The following is a 1,185-nucleotide window of genomic DNA, read 5'->3' as shown; positions in this document are numbered from 1 at the left end:
GCTGTATTTAATTGCAGATCATATTGATGTCTCAGAGAGCGAATTGACTTATGGCGGTTTAGACTTTCAAAGCACCAATGCTCTTGAGATTCACCATGCGCGGCTACAAGCCGTGACAGATCAGGGTGGAACTGGAGATATTCTCTTTGTTGCTCCAAGCGTTATGGTGGATAAGGCAAGCTCTGTTTTAGCAGCCAGAGATTTCGTGATCAAAACAGGGGAGCTTGGAAATAGTGGTCAATTGGCATCGGGGCAGGATTTAATCTTTAGCGTGACGGGCAATGTGACCAACAACAAAACGGGCTTAATCTATGTGCAGGGCAATGGTGCTTTACAAGTTGATGGGGCTTTGTTGAATGATTTTGGCACCATAATGACAGAAGGTGATTTATCTTTTACCAATGCAGATGGCAGCGGAAAAAGCCTTTCCCTTGTCAATAAAGCAGGCTTTATTCAAGCGGGTGGAAACTTAAATATCCAAACCAACAGTCTCAAAAACGAAGCTGATAGCACGCCTGTCATCACAGAAAAAACCGAATATAGCGATATTTCTTTCCAAAAACCAGAGGATTTTCATGGTAGCGGAGATGGGTTGTTATATCATAATACACAGCAAGATCTTTGGGGAAAGGGGCACATTGAAGAGCCAGACTCAATTCTCGGTGTTAACATCGAGCATACATTATTTAGTTTGGACGAAGTACTTTTTGATAATAAGGAAGGATCATACGGCAAAGCAACATTGAAAGATGGAACAGTCTACAAGGCTTTTACTTGGGTAAAAGGACGGGCGCATGGTAGAGATCATATGCAGACATATAAATGGAATGGTTCTCGGCGGAAGGGAGGATGGTTTGGGTCAATAAACGAAAATTGGTCACACATGACAGAAAAGACTGTCACACAAGCATTTTCGCATAAACCAACTGTTTCGGGGGTAATACAATCTAGTGGCAATCTTATTATTAATGCTGATACCATTGACAACCATTATAGCTCTATGAGAGCAGGGGGAAATGCCGATATCCACGCCAATGTGCTGACCAATTTAGGTGCAACGGCTTATAAAAACACTTATCTTGGTTGTCAGGCTAATACAGACAGTTGTTATGGCTATAAAGCTGATGGAAGCCGCGATGTTTCTTTAGATATAGCCAATGGCAAGGATCGCCAGATTGGTTCAGA

General features: G+C 42.4%; 1 pseudogene. It reads left to right on the top strand.

The features are described from left to right. A pseudogene (locus tag ACFIK2_RS02005) lies at positions 1 to 1,185 on the top strand (filamentous hemagglutinin); the annotation flags it as partial.

This window comes from Bartonella sp. AP88XZML, assembly GCF_042195565.1.
In the GTDB taxonomy this organism is placed as follows: domain Bacteria; phylum Pseudomonadota; class Alphaproteobacteria; order Rhizobiales; family Rhizobiaceae; genus Bartonella.
Note: the sequence above shows the minus strand (reverse complement) of the source record. Positions and strands in the feature narration are given on the sequence as shown.